This is a genomic window from Gilvimarinus polysaccharolyticus (assembly GCF_001187555.1).
GTDB classification, from domain to species: domain Bacteria; phylum Pseudomonadota; class Gammaproteobacteria; order Pseudomonadales; family Cellvibrionaceae; genus Gilvimarinus; species Gilvimarinus polysaccharolyticus.
This window is the reverse complement of record NZ_LFIJ01000001.1, coordinates 700,469-715,930: the sequence shown is the minus strand read 5'-3', so window position 1 is coordinate 715,930 and position 15,462 is coordinate 700,469. Positions and strand designations below refer to the sequence as shown.

Here is a 15,462-nt window from a genome sequence, read left to right as displayed (position 1 = left end):
AGTGATTAAGTGTTATAACGCTTGCAGCATGGGCGGCAAACCGAAGGGTTGACGCCCACAATTCCTGCACTTGTTAAAAGTTACCTGACACCAGCTTCACGCAGTCTACGCAACAGATTACTAAGACCTTGCGCACGTAAGCATAAATACAAGCCAATGGCTATTTCTAGAGCGGTAACTATTTGGTTAATTATGTATTCAGTGCCGCCACCTTGCTCCCACATGCCACTAAATTCGCTGTGTGTGGAATACCACCACCAGATTCCGTTATTAAATAGGTCGGGTATTGCCCATGAGAGAATGTAGACGCCAATGATAGTAAAGATTGAAATTTCTATATCTTGGGCTGTACCATCAAAGACCACTTCATTTTCTTTGGTTTTTGGCAATAGCCACTTGGCAAAGCTGACGGGAAATTTAAACATTATAAGAGATGCAACAAATAATATCCCTACCTGAATTAGTGACAAGTAGGTAAAAGCTACCATGTCATCTTGCAAGGTAGACCTATACTGCATGACAGCCTGATATTGATAAATCCCTGTGCGGAAGGCATAGATGAAAGCGTATATGCCTAGCAATCTGATTCCTGTTGATAATAGTTCGATACTCTTCATAGCTTCCTTGTATTTTGGTGTTCCCCACAAAAAGTAGACACTCTAACTATGCAGCCAATGCTGCCTTTTCTTCAAACGTTACCGGGCTCATACCGTCGTTTGCAGAATGCCTTCTTTTTCGATTATAAAATATTTCAATATAGGCAAAGATACCGGATTTCGCCTCGTCAATCGAGCGATAGTTCTTCGCATATATAAGCTCAACCTTCAAACGGCTAAAGAATGATTCCATTGGCGCGTTATCCCAACAATTACCTTTCCGGCTCATGCTAAGACGACATCCACTTGAGACAAGGTAATCCACATAACCTTGCGCTCGGTACTGCGTACCACGATCGGAATGCACAATTAAACCCGGAGCCGTTTCTCTACGACTAAACGCCATCGCCATGGCACCCTTGACCAAAGCCTCCGTCATAGACTCATCTAACGACCAACCTACAATCCGACGAGAATACAGATCCATTACGGTCGCCAAATATATCCACTTATCCTCAACCCAAATATAAGTGATGTCAGTCGTCCATTTTTCATTAGGTTTGCTCGCAGAGAAATCACGCCACAAAACATTATCAGAGACGTTCAACATAGTGAGACTATTTCGAGAATACTTGAAGCCCTTGCCATTTCTAGCCTTGATACCCTGCTCAGCCATGATTTGAGCCACGTAATTCAGCGAACAAGGGTAACCCAGTTCGTTCAATTCTTTGGTTATACGCGGTGCGCCATAAGCTGCCTCGAACTCCTCGTAGGTATCCTTAACAAGCATCTCCATTCCTACTCGGCGCTTCTCTTGAACCGGTATCCCTCGTTCTAACCAGCGATAATAACCACTCCTAGAAACACTCAATACCCGGCACATTAGAGCAATCGTAAACCAACCAACGTGCTCAGCAATAAGGGCGTACTTCACTCGGGGTTGTTCGCGAAGTACGCAGCTGCCTTTTTTAGAAAAGCGAGCTCCTCCTGTAAGCGCTTATTTTCCCGCTTTAGTTTTCGAACCTCTTCGCTTTCTGACTTTGAATAATCTACGCCCGCCGCTGTATTAAACTGCTTATCGGAAAGGCGATTAAACTGACGACGCCAGTTGTATATTTGTTGAGCGCTAACACCTAATTCCTTGGCGACCGATGCCGTTGTATTGCCGTCCTTTTCTGCGCGTTTGACCGCCTCTCGGCGAAATTCTTCAGTGTATGCTTGCGTCTTCTTACGTGCCATTTCGAGCACCTCCGTAGTAGTGAATCTAACTATACAGGGTGTCTACTAATTATGGGTAACACGGATTTTTAACGCCGTGGTTTGAGGCCGTAGTGTAGCCTTAGCGGAACGAAGGTCCCAGCCGAAGGCGACAAAACCACCTTGTTAAGTAATGGAATTCTCATTAGCCGCCAGAACCCTTTAAATATATAAGTCCAGCCATTAATAAATTCATCACTCCGATGATCCGTATGAAAATTGGCCGAGCCTTCGTGTCGGAGTCAGAGAAGCTAGTAAATTGAAGTCTCGCTGTAGTCTTCATTAACAGCGCAATCATCCTTCCAGCATGGGACGGAAACACCAAACAGTAGAATCCGAATGGAACTGTAGCAAGCAAAAATATCGATGTATTTGTCATTTTCTTTACTCACTTAACGCCGCAAGCTGTCCGGTGGAGGCCCGCAGGGCCGGAACGAAATGCCTCGCCTTGTTATAGGTTTTGCACCTCACTCTTAATTTCCTCACAGCTTGACTCATAGCCCGCCAATGGAAGACTTTCCAATTTTCTAGAAAGCTCTGCAAGACTTCCCAGGCTTTCTTGCTTCTTAATTTGCTCGGAAATTTTTCCAATGACTTCTGAGTAACATAAGTTGGTAGTGAATGAGGCTGAGAATGCACCCAGCCAAAAGACAACCACAAGGCCAAACAGGACAGAAATTGTCAGAATTGCGCCTAGAGTTAACTTCATTATCTGACTGACCTTCTAACGCCCGCTTCAGCTGCGCCAAAACTGGAGTGTTTTTGTGTTAATGTTTGAGCGCAGCGAGTAACACAAAAACGCGGAGGTTTTGGCATCAGACTGGAAGCGCTTGTTAGCCCTAGCCACACTGCCAGAAAAACCAACCTTCTGGCAACGCTTCCGTTTTTTTAATAAATAGATAGGCGATACCTCCGCCACCGTAATTTGGCCCCTCGCCGTAATGCGTACGCCCCTCCCAGCGCTCTCCATCCTCGGATACCCAGCCTACGTTATGCTGGGGTGGATAAATAAAACTATGAGTACTATCCAACTGGCCGATGAACTCCCAATCGTCCGCTGGAGCCTCCGATGGGCTTTGTATCCATTCAGGGACGCTACCTAATTTAGTGCCAGAGGTGACTCTCTCAATGATATTATCGGGAAGGTCATAGAATAATTCTTCATCGAAGAAAGCCGGAGTATTGGAATCAGAAATACCATCATCACGCTCTAGCCAATCAACTACACGAACTTCATTCTCAATTATTGTATTCTCTTCTGGTGATTTGCATAGCCTCTCTACTAGCTCTTCAGGTTCGAGGATAAAGCAAGCATTAGCACCAGAGCCGCCTTCCCAAGTCGAACACATACCGGGGTCATGATTGCACTGAAATATATAAACAACTCTCCCCTCTCTTCCTAAATTGATCCTGCTAGAATCATTCTGAAATTGCGCAAGAAAGCTCTGAGGTTTTTTACATTCTGAGCAAGTCGGCCAACGAGATTCTTCTAACCCCCAAGGTAATCCGCCAAATTTATCTTGGTAGGAAGCCTGTTGATCTAGATCCTCATTAATTCGAATATCTGGAACAAAATACTTCAATGTACGAGTACTCCTTTTTGAGGCTAACGCCTGTTTCAGCAGCAGTTTTGTAATGAAGATTTTTGTGTTAAACAACACAAAAAACGTAATGAAAAAACTGACTGCTGGAAACTTTTGTTAGCTATTTTTGCACTTTTCACGGTACAACTTTTCCATTTCAGGGTTTTCAGGATAAAACCCTTTTGAATAATAGTATTCAACCCAGCACTCATAGATATCAATATGTACTTTTGACTTGTAGTTGAGCCAATAATCCCGTTGTTCACTACTTTTCTCCAAGCCAAGGTAGCCCATTTCATACGCGTGAGCTAACATATACTGCCAATACGTCATGCCTTTTCGAGCAGCAAAATGGTAAAGCTCTAACGCTTTACTGAGATTGGCTTCTACACTCAACCCTTTTTGGTACGCCCACCCGATTTTACCGGCAGAATACGCAGATCCATTTTCATATTCTTTGTATAAAACACTAAACCCTTCGGAATGATCATCCGGGTTACTACTCCCAAACAGCAATTTACTTGCTCTCTCATGATCGGAATCCTGTGAACAAGAAACCAGCGTAAAAAATATTAAAAATAATAGTGTTCGATTCATAGTAGTAGCTAACGCTGCCGGCACGGGCGAGCGAAACGCAGTGTAGCGAGTCCAGCGCACAAAGTGCGCGGTGTGCCCGGCCTTGTTAGGTGTTTTACACGCATTACTTTACTGAGATACCTAAGTAGGCAACATATAACCCTAGAAGCGCAATAGTGGTGCCCCATAGCCACTTCCAGTGCGCCAAATAAAAGCCGACCAAATATCGAGCGCACCGAGCAGTCCAATGATATTCGGTGTACGGAGCAGGAAAAATAACTAGCCCATCTCCTACATGGCCTTTTGTCACTTTACTCTCACCCTGGTACCACCTCTTAATAGCTCGGAACATTACTGACACCTAACGAGGCTGTAGAAAAACGTTTTATAACAAACGTGCCCATCAGCCTGCCCTTTAGTTTTATATTGATCACCATTCAATCACATTCGCTTAACATAATCACTTATTCTGCGCGGTAACGCAGAGGTAATTGTGGATAAGACTGTGGTTAAGCAATCGCTCCATAATTCATTAGCTTTTCAATGTTATGCACCAAGCAAAACAAACGCCACTGACCCTGTACTTTCGTTTTTCCACGTAGAGAGAAACGGTTCAACCGTTTATTAGTGCCTATATTGCCGAACACAGGCTCAACAGTGGAGATGCGGTGACCGTAAATCGCTTTTCCGTACTGGCTATCAACACGACGTTTCATCCAGTCGGTCGCCGTACGGCCATTGGTGTAGGTTATGGAGACTTGTCGACCATGGCCTTCACGCGTATCGGCTGAACTCGGGTTGCGCATGCACTGATGCTTAAGGTCGCACTGTCGGCAGTCTGTCAACTTACCTTCAAAGAAGAGTTTCCGCTTGCCATCGTTGACGATGATGTCGTTTTTTAGCCACATCTCTTTGCCGGCCGGACAGCGACAAGTTTTCTTCTTTTTATTGATGATAAATTCGCTGGAAGGAATCACAGCCTTTACACCTTTCACCGTGTCTCGGTGACGCTTACCGTATTTTTCTTTTTGTTTGGCGAAGGTTTTATCACGCGAGCGAAATTGGTTGTCGGGGATATAAGCATTAATGCCTTCGCGGCGCAGGTAATGATTATTGGCGTCATTTGAAAATCCGGTGTCAGCGGTAATAATGGCCTGTGCTTTGAGTATGTCAGGGCTGATTCCCGTACGGGCGTAGCGCTGCTTGATACCGGCCAGTATAGGCTCTAGCGTATGGTGCTCTTGGCCCTCACCGAAGGCCTGAGCTTCAACAATAATTTGATGCTTTTTATCGACAGCCGCTACACCGTTGTAGCCTTGAATGGTGCCTTTACTGGTGGTAATTTTAGCCGATTCATTGTCGGTTATATTACTTTTAACCTCTGTCGGCTTTTTACCCTGCCCCATCCGTGGGGTTGCCGTCTTTAGGAATTTATTAATCCGTTCAAACTCTTTTCCTAAGGTTTCCGTGGCGCTCGTCAACTGCTGTTTTCTTTCTCGTTCATTCGGCTTACGTCCGTCTAACTTTTTATGCTCTTTAATACACGCGCGAAGCCTCCGCTGTATTTTGTCACGCTTGGCTTCCAATTCAGGTAAGGTGCCTGAGTGTTCTTTAGCTGCATTCGATGACATTTTACAACCATCAATGGCAAACAGTTCATTCCCCAGAAGCCCTTGCTGATCACACACCAAGAGTACTTGCTCAAATACAGATTCGATAGCGTCGGGGTAGCTGCTTACAAAGCTGGCAATACTGGTAAAGTGAGGTACCGCATCACAAGACAAGGCTTTAAATATTATATTGTGTTCACACTGCCACTGAATTTCACGGCTAGAGGTGATTCCCTTCGCGTAGGCAAAAAGAATAATTTTAAGCAGTATGGCAGGGTCGTATGCAGAGCGCCCACCAGCATCGTTACTGTAGTTTTTATAGAACTCGGAAAGATCAATGTGATTATCGATCAGATTATGGAGGGTAAATTCAAAGGTTCCTGGCTGGATTTTCTCTTCGAAGTTAATCACCACCATGGCATCTTGGTTGTAATTATATTTTTTGAAGTTTGGCATAACGGAAGCTCCATTTACGATGCCTTATTTTATCAAAGTCCTCCTAATTTTTGGAGTTTTTCTACAGCCTCAACGCCTTTCTAAACGGCGAGCAATGGCGAGTCCAGTGGAGGCCGTTATTTTTTCGGCCGGAACGATGTTTAAGCAGCTTGTTAAATTCTACTTGCACTCGAATTCATTCTAAATACTGTTAATGCAATAACCAATGCTATGATATTGAATACAGCAGAAAATAATAGTGTGCCGATTATGGCATCCTTCAAATCCACACACATGCATTGTGGGCCAAGCACAACACTTATTAAGCCTAAAACAATTGCTCCGATGTACAGCCTTTTCTTTGGAACCCAGGGAGCTCCTCTCGTGAAAATATTGGAAGTTAGCACCAACAACAATGGCATTAGAAACCAAATTGATCTTTCTGCTAGAAAAATAGTATCCATTCTATCCTTGAAATTTAACGCCGCGCTCTGCGGAAAATTTGGAGCGCAGCGGAAAATTTGTCCGGCAGCAGCGCCTTGTTAGGCTTGGGAATCATAGATATCTCGAATCTTTGAAATCATGGGTTCGCTAATAGTAAATCCTTCAGTGTTTATATGATTTAGCGCCACAAAAGGTTTACTGTTGCTTCCATTTGGCAACCCAAGCTCTTCTTCAATATCGTTAATTAATATAATTGAGGTGCCAACATTATTGTCTATCTCGTCTTCAATTTTTTGTGTAGAAATATCGGCTGAGGCAATGGCATCTTCGCCTTTATGTGCCTGATGATCTTGGTCATAAACAGCTACATAAGGAATCAAAAATTTATTCAAGAGCTTGACGTATAGCGGAATATTATCTTTCGAACCACAGCCTATCAGAGTGTATTCGTATTTGAATACACCCAATTCCTTGGCTAGCAAAGGAAGTACCGTTTTCTCCGTGGCCCCTTCCAATAATACTACTTTACTTGCAAAAAACAGCTCGCCTCTATCAGGGTTGATCCAATAAGATAAGTTGAAATCTTTCTTTGAATCACCTTCAAACAAATCCTCAGTGCATTGCTTAACCTTGGTCTCGTCCGAATTATTTTCCTTGGTAGCGATATATATTGATTTATATCTCTCTACATCAATCAGACCGCTTGAATGTGTGCACAGAATAACTTGGCTACCCGATTCTGATAAACTAACGAAAGAGTCAAAAAGAGACCTCTGAGCTTGAGGGTGAAGATAAAGCTCTGGTTCTTCAAAAATAAAGTATCTAGAATTTGACACCTTACGGTTTCCAGCATTTTCGGGGTCTTCGTCTTCCGCGGCAGCCATTGACCTTTTTGCTACTACTTGAATTAGTGCAACAGTTAATGCTCTTTGTAAGCCATGCCCCTTTCGTTTTATATCGGTTCTTACACCATCATTAACCCAAACCTGTGTGTTTGCTTTAAATACGCTCTCGATATCTGGTGGACTAACTTCGATATCTATTTCTGCACCCCAAGAAACTAGCTCATTGGTTAGCTCCTCTTCAAAATCAATCAATTGCTGGGGGCGGTCTTCGTTCTCATTGCCATCATCATCATTTTTATTAAGAGTCGAGAACAGCTTTCCGAGTTTTTCCTTCGTTTCTTTCCAGTCATTATTTTTCTCTGACATTAACTCTACGACATCGGAATACATTTTCCCAAAAACGCTGGAGTCTTTTGACGTAAAATCGTCGGAAGCTTCTTTGACGGCTGGAATAAAGTAGACCTCGCCAAAAATACCTTTAGCAACAGATTTAAGCCCCAAAAAGTTGGTGGTTTCAAGCTCAAAGCTAAACTCAATTTCTTCTCTGTTTTGTTCAATATAAGAGGCTTGTGCGTCAACAATATTTTGCTTTGTGATTCTGCCTGAATCAGGAAGAAACGGATGAAATGGCAGGCTGCTAGCCAACTCTCTTTTTGTGTATGCAGATGCATTTTCTTCTTGAAGCCATTCCTCATCAGGGTTTTCAATATAACCCCGATACTCAAAGCTACCTCCTAAGAATGCAGATTTTCGGACTACAATCTTATCCTCAGAAGTTAAGTATTTTTTAAAGGTTATCTTGTCGCTGTCATCTAGCCCTCCGAACTGGAGTTCTACAAACAATTCTGTCGAGCCGTGATAGAAATCAAGGTCTTGGTGTTTTATCTCGCCGAAGAAGAATAGTACCGATGATAAAAGGTTTGATTTGCCATGATTATTTTGTCCAATTATCACCATCAAATCTTGGGCTTGGAGTTCTTGATCTTTTATCGATCTCCAATTCTTAATTATAATATTTTCAATTTTCACGATTCATCCTTGTGGGGAGCCTAACGCTGCCAACATGCGCAGCTTTTTTGTGAAGGCGAAGCCGTAACGAAAAAGTTGTCGCAATGCTTGGCCTTGTTATTTGCGGGCACGGAAAATAAAGCGCTTCTGAGGTCACGAAGAAGCTGCATTAATCCGTGAACGGAACTGGAGAAAACGCGGAATGAAAGGAGTATTGATGACTCTTTCTTTACCTTAAGACTAAGTGCCTGTCCTCTGATGCAAACCACGGACTTGCACAGCGGCAGGCACTTAGTCTTAAGGTCTAAAACAGAGTAATAGGCTGTCAATTCAATTTCCAATATTTTTTCCTAATGTTGATTAGCACACTTATGCTGTTATTATATACAGCACTATTAAAATCTTGTGCTAAGCTTAGTTTACCAACCGCGTTTTATCTGGCAAATAACAGCTAATTCATGCGACTCAGTCGCACTTTGCCCCGGCACCCTATCCCCGGTAGAGATTGGATGAGGATAGACATGGAGATTGTTGAAAACAAAAGGGAATTAGACATGTTTTGACAGTTCCTTGTCTGGGGAAAGTGCGACTAACTTTAATTGAGGGCTTAATCTAATCTTTTTTATCTCACCGCGCAAGCCCTGCTCAAGCCATTGAATTATTTAGAAATATATTATCTCGCCAACATTTATTAGCCCACGTTACTCAAGGGTTTCCCCTGAGTAACGGATAGAACGTCAATCGTTTGACTGCGGGCTTTCAGATTCACAACAGTGGTTACTTTGATTTGACCAAATAAGAAAAGACACTCGCCACACCCGGCGACGCGGGCCTATAAAAAAGTTGGCGAAGCCAGCCTCAACTATTTAGCGTAGCGCCCTTCCAAAGCCTTATAAACCAACTTAGAAAAACCCTCCGCCGAGGAATCTAAAGCCTCAACCACCTCAACCAAGTGCTCGTTATCTTCCCGGCCATCGGCCCAAATTTTACGGTAACTGCCATCTTTATAACCGTGGTCTTGACGGAAAAAGTTAAGCACGTTTTTACCCACATAACGGCGGTAAAGTTCGGCGTAGCTCATATTAACGCCGGCCATTAAACAACCAAACAACTCTAGATGAAACGCTTGGTCATTAAGTGTGGCAGCGGTAAAGGCTTCTACATCTAAACGAAAGTCCGCTTGATCTGTGTTGATATCAAGCTCACTTGCAACTTTATCGGCAATTTCTTCAACACTGGCACCACTTTCTAACAGGATGCTTAAACCAAAGTGCCAAATATCGATCAGCTCTAGCGCCACTTGCTCGGTGTCTGGGGTTTGGTGCTTCCACCACTTCCAACCGTAATGGTCCATCAGCTCGCCGCATTCGATCCAAATAGCTCGATACCAAGCGTTGCCCTGCTCGCGCCACGCGGGGTGAACTTTGCTGTTCATATCGTCTTGCAATTGCAGCATGGCGCGGGTTTGTTGTTTGATGGTTTCCAGTGACACGGGTGTGTTCCTCAATGTTTTTAAATTTAGTATTTTTGGATCTTCGTAGATTTGTGTGAAAACCCAATATAATTATCACTATATCACTGCTTCGCCCAGCATAAGGTGACGATATAGCATTGAATTTTTGACAACGCCATTAATAACCCGCGGCAAAGTGCCGTCTTTAAGTCCCCTGCAACCAGCCGAGCGGAAGCCTATTTTAGGGGGTAAGCAAATAGGACATTTGCGCAAGCATCGTCAGGGCATGGACGCCCTGTCGATGCGGCCCTCTAAAATCGGCTGGAGCGAGGAGACCCGCTAGGGCTGAGGTGCCGGGGTGGCCTTTCTTTTGGTTACTTTGCTTTGGCCAAACAAAGAAAAGTCACTCGCCACGCTCGGCGATGCGAGCTTATAAAAAAGTCCGCGTTAGCGGTGTTCTTAAGCCGGCCGGTGCGCTTGCGCCCTATTAAACAAACAATAAAAATTCTCGGTGGTAATCTCGGCCAGCTCGGCGTAGCTAATGCCTTTAAGGTCGGCGACAAACTCGGCCACTTCGCGCACGTATTGTGGCTCGTTGGGTTTGCCGCGATACGGCACTGGCGCTAGGTACGGCGAATCGGTTTCGACCAGCAAGCGATCGAGAGGCATTTTACGCGCGACCTCTTGCAGCTCTTTGGCGTTTTTAAAGGTGACAATACCCGACAGTGAGATGTAATAGTTCATCTCCATAGCGGCTTGGGCCATTTCCCAGCTTTCGGTAAAGCAGTGCAGCACACCAGCGTGCTCGGGGTTGCCGTGACGTTTAATTAAATCGAGGGTGTCTTGGCGCGCACTGCGGGTGTGTACCACAACGGGTAAGCCCACCTCGCCCGCTACTTCTAGATGCAAGGCAAAGCTTTGTTGCTGCGTTTCTACGCTGTCGGTGTCGTGATAGTAATCGAGCCCGGTCTCGCCAATAGCGACGACTTTATCGCGCCCGGCCCATTCGGTTAGTTGCTCGCGACTGGCGGTGCCGGCCGATACATCGCACGGATGCACCCCCACAGAAGCGAGTACCGAGGGGTGTTGTTGCGCGATTTCGATGATTTTTTCGACGTTATCTAGGCTAATACTGATACACAGCATTTGCTTAATGTCGCGCGCGTGGGCGGCAGCCAATGCTTGTGCCAGTTGGCCGTCGTAGGGGTCGAGGTTAATTCTATCCAGGTGGCAATGGGAGTCCACTAGCATATTGTCACCATTGTTGGCTGTGAGTGTTGAGCGGTAGTTGGGCTGTTACGGGGTCGAACAACGCTATTTACATGGTATGGGTGGGCCGGTCAGATTCGAGCGAGCCGGCCAAGTAGTTCTCTATTTTAGTAACGGCGGTATTGTCTTCATCGGTAAACTGTACGCCAATACCAGCGGCGCGATTACCCTGCGCGCCTTTAGGTGTTACCCATACAACCTTGCCGGCGACGGGGATTTTTTCTGGCTCGTCCATTAAATTAAGCAACATAAAGACTTCATCGCCCAGTTTATAAGCCTTATTGGTGGGGATAAACAACCCGCCATTTAACACATAGGGCATATACGCGGCATAAAGTACGGCTTTGTCTTTGATGGTTAACGAGAGAATGCCGTTGCGGGCGCCGCCAAGTGCTTGCATAGAATCGATCCGATCAATAAGGGCAATACGCTACTGCCCTAACTATTTATACGATAATTTATATGTCTTTAAGGTAATAGATAAGCCGCACGGTGTCCAGCGTTGGCCCTACTGGCACGGCTCTAATACCGGCTTAGTATAACTTTACCACCTGCTGCGGCAAATGCCGGTGGTTTGGCATGTGCCACACAAGCTTGCCGCAGGCCGTTATTTTAATTGGTCAGACAGTAAACCAATAGATAACGCGTACTTAAACGACGGGTTAAAACTCATGATGGTGCAAAAGTTACGGTAGACGATATAACCACGGTTATCGCCTTTATCGGCCAACACCAGCGCTGCGGGAATCGATACGTCGGGTAGATCCGAGCCATCGGCACGGCGCACCCCCAATTTTTGCCAATCGCGTAAGTCGCGCCACACCCCTAAACTTTTAAAACGTTTGCAGTCGGCATCGGGGCTTAAACCAGCGGCTTGCTCGGCGACTAAGCTTTGCTCGCCACCTTTGGGTAACTGTACTGGCCGGCCCCAGGTTTGATCATCGCGCCAACCTCTGGGCTTAAAGTAATTGGCGATAGAGGCAAACACATCGGCTTTGGTGTTCCAGATATCGCGCTTGCCATCGCCGTCAAAATCTACCGCGTACTGCTGGTAGCTTTCGGGCATAAACTGCGATTGCCCCATGGCGCCGGCCCACGAGCTTTTAAATTGCTCGTAAGTGGGAAAGCCGCTGTCGAGAATATCGAGGGCGGCTAAAAACTGTGCGCGAAAATACGGCCCACGGCGTTTATCGTAGGCAAGAGTCGCCAACACATTAAAGATGGGTTCTTTGATAGGGTAAGTGCCGTAATTGGTTTCCATGCCCCAAATAGCCACTAAAAAGCGCGGCTGTACACCGTATTTTTGCGCAACTTGGTTTAGTACTTCGGTGTTTTCGGCCATTAGTTTACGGCCAGTGGCAAACTTCCAATCGGTTAAGCGAGCACTTAGGTAGCTGTTATAGGTTTGCACCACCTCAGCTTGGTTGCGATCGGTTTTAATAATGCGTTTGATCGGCGGGGTAATATCGGCAAACGCTTGGGTTAGGGTTTGCTCGCTAATGCCGCGCTCTTGGGCCTCGGCGTACAGCGCTTCTAGCCACTGCTGAAACTCGGGGTCTGGCGCGGCCGGCTCGGCGGCCAAAGCTGGGCTGGTGATTACACTTAACGACAAACCTAACAGCGACAGCTGCAGCAAGCGTTTGGCGATTTTGATCATAATGGGTTACTCATTAACCAACAGACAAGGCAAAGGGTGTAACCACAACATTATCATAGCCGGTAGATTTTTTGTGGGTCACAGCGCGGTAAATTGGCAACATTTGTTAAACCGGTAACAATAGGCCAATAAAGTTTTTAACGGCGAGCCTTTAACAGTACCCCCCAATCCATTAACAGCTCCTCTAGCAATAAATGTACATTGGGGTTAGCGCCACCGGCCAACAGCTTTTTGCTGTGTAGTAGCTTTTCTTGAAAGCGATGCAGCAACGCAGGCGATATCGCTTTAAGGGCCGCACTTAGTTCGGCATCTAGATCGGCAAAGCGCGCGCGCTCGGCCCCAACCTGCCAACAAGCTAAATCGTGCAGCCAGCCACTAAACCACGCCACCGCTGCTTTACCATCGCCTTTTTGCCAACCGGCAGCAACAGTTAAGGTATCGGTTTGGCCCAAGCTTAACTGGTACAAATCACTCAGCCAACGCTCCTGCTGATCCAGTGTATCGCCTTGCAGTAAATCGCGCGCCGCTAGGGGCGCACCTCGGGCCAGCGTTAATAGCTCGGCGGCATCGCGGCCAGTGCCCGACATTAACGGGGTTAACCAATGCAGGCTTTGCTCGCGAGGCGGAATTGGTAAGGTGCGCAACTGACAGCGACTGCGAATAGTCGGCAGGACACGGCTGGGCGAATCGGCCACCAAAATCAGCAAGGTATCGGCAGCCGGTTCTTCTAGTGTTTTTAACAAGGCGTTAGCGGCATTGCTGTTCATGGCTTCGGCGGGCATTAACGTAACAACTTTATAACCCGATTGTTGCGCTGTTTTGTTTTGCGCCTCGGTTAAGGCCCTAACGTTATCGACCTTAATCATCTTACCCGGTTCGTCGGGCGCCAACTGAAAAAAGTCAGGGTGAGTGCCGGCGCGGTTTAGCTCACACGACTTACACTTGCCACAGGCCGATTCAGACACCGGCTGCGAGCACAGTGCGTAGTGCGCCATGGCGCGCGCCAAGTGCCGTTTGCCCAATCCCTCTGGGCCTACCAACATTAGGGCATGGGGTAAGTGGCGGTCGCTAAACTGTTGTATAAAACCCTGCCACAACTCTTGTTGCCAAGGGTACGGCAGCGCAGGGAAATCACTCATGTCTTGTTTCGTCCAAAGTTGCAAGAGCGCAGCTTACCAAGCGGCGACACATTTGGCGATAATCGCCCTTGTGTGAACGGCGATGTCTGGGATAATGGCCGGCCCCAACCGCTGCCGAGCTTTACTATGGCCACATCGTTATGACTACGTCCTCACCTACGACATCTGTACCTTTAGTGTACGAAGATAGTGCCTTTATTATCGCCAATAAGCCTTCGGGATTGCTGACAGTGCCCGGGCGCGGCCCAGAAAAACAAGATTGCTTAATTAACCGACTGCTTACCAGCCACCCCAACAGCCGTATTGTGCATAGGCTAGACCAGCCTACCTCGGGGATCGTGATTGTGCCGCAAAGCTACGAAGCGCTGCGCCACATTGGCCGCCAGTTTGAAACCCGCCAAGTGAGCAAACGTTACATTGCCGTGGTGGCGGGCATTGTCGAGCAAGATGAGGGCTCGGTAGAGCTACCATTAATTTGCGACTGGCCCAACCGCCCACGACAAATGGTCGACTGGGATAACGGCAAAGCCGCCCTTACCCACTACCAAGTGTTGTCCCGTGATAGCAACACACAACAAACCCGAGTAGCGCTAACACCGGTAACGGGTCGCTCACACCAATTGCGGGTGCATATGCTTGCACTGGGCCACCCTATATTAGGCGATACGCTTTACGCCCCCGAGGCGGTTATAGCCGCAAGTCCGCGCTTACTGTTACACGCCGAGTATATTGGTTTTGAGCACCCTATTACCGCCGCGCCACTGAGCATTGAATCACTAGCGCCGTTTTAGTCTCGGCCGCCCTTAGCGGTTACCTTATGCCAGTGCTAACGCCTGTAAAACTTGGTGAATATCCCGCTGTACATCGGCTAAGCTTTGGCCGGCGTTAATCAGTTGGTAATGTGCAGGGTTAGCACTGGCGCGCTCGCGATACGCGGCCCGCACCCGATTAAAAAACGCAATATCTTCGCGCTCAAAGCGGTCTAGCTCGGCGCGTGCGGCGGCGCGCTGTAACCCCAGCTCGGGCTCAATATCCAGTATCAACGTTAAATCTGGGCGCAAGGCGCCTTGCACCAACTGCTCTAACTCGCCAATAACGGTTTTATCTAACCCTCGGCCACCGCCTTGGTAGGCGTATGTGGCATCGGTAAAACGATCACACAGCACCCACTTGCCCTCGGCTAACGCCGGTTTTATAACATGCTCTAGATGTTGCGCGCGTGCGGCAAAAATCATTAGCAGCTCGGCTTTATCGGCCACCGGCTCATCGCGAGTCGCCAGTAACAGCTCGCGCAATTGCTCGGCCAACGGCGTGCCGCCCGGCTCACGGGTCACTAAAACATCAATCCCCCGCGCGCTTAACCAATCGCGCACAAAGGCCAAGTTAGTGCTTTTGCCAACACCTTCGGTGCCTTCGATGGTGATAAATTTTCCCGTCGCCAAAGGCCTACCCACCTCAGTTTTTGTTGTGAATTTTGTATTGCGTGCTTGGCTACGAAATCGCAACCGCCACATGGCTGTGCAGTTTACACACTGCATTGGCCCGAGGCGAGATCAAACCCGGCAAGAGCTCGGATCAAACTTTTTTTAC

The 15,462-nt window shown here is 46.9% G+C and carries 15 protein-coding genes; 1 reads left to right on the top strand and 14 read right to left on the bottom strand.

All coding sequences use genetic code 11. The annotated features are described in order from the left end of the window. Positions 1–80: 80 nt before the first annotated feature. The 13 genes from GILYN3_RS02935 to GILYN3_RS02865 form a co-directional block, all read right to left on the bottom strand. A complete protein-coding gene (locus GILYN3_RS02935; RefSeq protein ID WP_049721468.1) occupies positions 81–617 on the bottom strand; it encodes a hypothetical protein in 537 nt (178 codons plus the stop codon). A 46-nt stretch (positions 618–663) separates the two neighbouring features. Continuing rightward, entirely contained in the window at positions 664–1,530 is an 867-nt protein-coding gene (locus GILYN3_RS02930) for an IS3 family transposase (protein ID WP_049721467.1), read from the bottom strand. Further along, a complete protein-coding gene (locus tag GILYN3_RS02925; protein WP_049721466.1) occupies positions 1,527–1,835 on the bottom strand; it encodes a transposase in 309 nt (102 codons plus the stop codon). The genes GILYN3_RS02930 and GILYN3_RS02925 overlap by 4 nt, the downstream gene beginning before the upstream one ends. Positions 1,836–2,304: 469 nt before the next feature. Continuing rightward, on the bottom strand, positions 2,305–2,562 hold the full coding sequence (locus tag GILYN3_RS02920) for a hypothetical protein (RefSeq protein ID WP_049721465.1): 258 nt from the start codon (positions 2,560–2,562) through the stop codon (positions 2,305–2,307). Positions 2,563–2,692: 130 nt separating this feature from the next. Continuing rightward, the gene (locus tag GILYN3_RS02915) at positions 2,693–3,436 is read right to left on the bottom strand and encodes a hypothetical protein (RefSeq protein WP_157484843.1); all 744 of its coding nucleotides are present in this window, start codon (positions 3,434–3,436) and stop codon (positions 2,693–2,695) included. A 117-nt stretch (positions 3,437–3,553) separates the two neighbouring features. Next, positions 3,554–4,033 (bottom strand): tetratricopeptide repeat protein, encoded by a 480-nt coding sequence (locus GILYN3_RS02910; protein ID WP_049721463.1) that lies wholly within the window; start codon positions 4,031–4,033, stop codon positions 3,554–3,556. A 488-nt stretch (positions 4,034–4,521) separates the two neighbouring features. Further along, complete coding sequence (locus tag GILYN3_RS02900) at positions 4,522–6,078, bottom strand: transposase (RefSeq protein WP_049721461.1); 1,557 nt, start codon at positions 6,076–6,078, stop codon at positions 4,522–4,524. A 521-nt stretch (positions 6,079–6,599) separates the two neighbouring features. Continuing rightward, a complete protein-coding gene (locus GILYN3_RS02890; protein WP_049721459.1) occupies positions 6,600–8,375 on the bottom strand; it encodes an ATP-dependent nuclease in 1,776 nt (591 codons plus the stop codon). A gap of 841 nt (positions 8,376–9,216) precedes the next feature. Next, positions 9,217–9,831, bottom strand: coding sequence for a dUTP diphosphatase (locus GILYN3_RS02885; RefSeq protein WP_198147311.1), 615 nt, complete (start codon positions 9,829–9,831; stop codon positions 9,217–9,219). A gap of 435 nt (positions 9,832–10,266) precedes the next feature. Further along, entirely contained in the window at positions 10,267–11,058 is a 792-nt protein-coding gene (locus tag GILYN3_RS02880) for a TatD family hydrolase (protein WP_049721458.1), read from the bottom strand. A gap of 67 nt (positions 11,059–11,125) precedes the next feature. Next, positions 11,126–11,476, bottom strand: coding sequence for a PilZ domain-containing protein (locus GILYN3_RS02875; protein ID WP_049721457.1), 351 nt, complete (start codon positions 11,474–11,476; stop codon positions 11,126–11,128). A 207-nt stretch (positions 11,477–11,683) separates the two neighbouring features. Further along, positions 11,684–12,733, bottom strand: a complete 1,050-nt coding sequence (locus GILYN3_RS02870; protein WP_157484842.1) for a lytic murein transglycosylase — start codon at positions 12,731–12,733, stop codon at positions 11,684–11,686. A 137-nt stretch (positions 12,734–12,870) separates the two neighbouring features. Further along, the gene (locus tag GILYN3_RS02865; protein ID WP_049721455.1) at positions 12,871–13,872 is read right to left on the bottom strand and encodes a DNA polymerase III subunit delta'; all 1,002 of its coding nucleotides are present in this window, start codon (positions 13,870–13,872) and stop codon (positions 12,871–12,873) included. 140 nt (positions 13,873–14,012) lie between these two features. Between GILYN3_RS02865 and GILYN3_RS02860 the strand changes: the two genes are divergently transcribed. Then, a complete protein-coding gene (locus GILYN3_RS02860) occupies positions 14,013–14,663 on the top strand; it encodes an RluA family pseudouridine synthase (RefSeq protein WP_049721454.1) in 651 nt (216 codons plus the stop codon). Between the two features lie 24 nt (positions 14,664–14,687). Here the strand turns inward: GILYN3_RS02860 and tmk are convergent, their stop codons facing one another. After that, positions 14,688–15,314: a dTMP kinase gene (tmk, locus tag GILYN3_RS02855; protein WP_049722533.1), complete on the bottom strand. Its 627-nt coding sequence runs from the start codon at positions 15,312–15,314 to the stop codon at positions 14,688–14,690. Positions 15,315–15,462 lie beyond the last annotated feature (148 nt).

Bases quoted from the DNA above. Each gene is read 5' to 3' on its own strand.
- GILYN3_RS02935 (WP_049721468.1), bottom strand. From the start codon at position 617: ATGAAGAGTATCGAACTATTATCAACAGGAATCAGATTGCTAGGCATA.
- GILYN3_RS02925 (WP_049721466.1), bottom strand. From the start codon at position 1,835: ATGGCACGTAAGAAGACGCAAGCATACACTGAAGAATTTCGCCGAGAG.
- GILYN3_RS02920 (WP_049721465.1), bottom strand. From the start codon at position 2,562: ATGAAGTTAACTCTAGGCGCAATTCTGACAATTTCTGTCCTGTTTGGC.
- GILYN3_RS02910 (WP_049721463.1), bottom strand. From the start codon at position 4,033: ATGAATCGAACACTATTATTTTTAATATTTTTTACGCTGGTTTCTTGT.
- GILYN3_RS02900 (WP_049721461.1), bottom strand. From the start codon at position 6,078: ATGCCAAACTTCAAAAAATATAATTACAACCAAGATGCCATGGTGGTG.
- GILYN3_RS02880 (WP_049721458.1), bottom strand. From the start codon at position 11,058: ATGCTAGTGGACTCCCATTGCCACCTGGATAGAATTAACCTCGACCCC.
- GILYN3_RS02875 (WP_049721457.1), bottom strand. From the start codon at position 11,476: ATGCAAGCACTTGGCGGCGCCCGCAACGGCATTCTCTCGTTAACCATC.
- GILYN3_RS02870 (WP_157484842.1), bottom strand. From the start codon at position 12,733: ATGATCAAAATCGCCAAACGCTTGCTGCAGCTGTCGCTGTTAGGTTTG.
- GILYN3_RS02865 (WP_049721455.1), bottom strand. From the start codon at position 13,872: ATGAGTGATTTCCCTGCGCTGCCGTACCCTTGGCAACAAGAGTTGTGG.
- GILYN3_RS02860 (WP_049721454.1), top strand. From the start codon at position 14,013: ATGACTACGTCCTCACCTACGACATCTGTACCTTTAGTGTACGAAGAT.